The following is a 400-nucleotide window of genomic DNA, read 5'->3' as shown; positions in this document are numbered from 1 at the left end:
GAACAAAGAACTTATGTTCGTGGATTATGGATTGCATCTGCAGGCGTACCTCAACGAGTACACTGGACGCCGCCGCCGCCGACTGCGCCTGTCCGGAGCGGAAGGAACGATGTGGCAGAAGTTATTGTACATCGGTGTGGCGATTCCGGCGATTACCTACCGTCGGCTGATCGCACGCCAACCGGTTCAGTCTCTTGCGGCTGCGTCCTGATCGCAGGGCTTGAACGAGGAAAGGTGAGCCTGATGTGCGTTGCTTGAGCGGTGTGGGTTAGCATGAACGAGAAAATTGGAAAAATTCAGGTTCAAGCGGCAACGAGGACCAGGGTCTTTTTATTTTTTCGGTGCCTTGCTCCGCTCTCTCCTTCTCTCTCGATCGGTTTCACATCACCTAAACGCTCTG

General features: G+C 54.0%; 1 protein-coding gene. It reads left to right on the top strand.

The annotated features are described in order from the left end of the window. On the top strand, window positions 1–211 hold a 211-nt coding region (locus ACE41H_RS25210; RefSeq protein WP_375358318.1), incomplete at its 5' end, for a hypothetical protein. Window positions 212–400: the final 189 nt, after the last annotated feature.

This window comes from Paenibacillus enshidis, from assembly GCF_042136365.1.
GTDB classification, from domain to species: Bacteria; Bacillota; Bacilli; order Paenibacillales; family Paenibacillaceae; genus Paenibacillus; species Paenibacillus enshidis.
The sequence above is the reverse complement of the archived record's forward strand: the minus strand, read 5'-3'. Positions and strand labels throughout refer to the sequence as shown.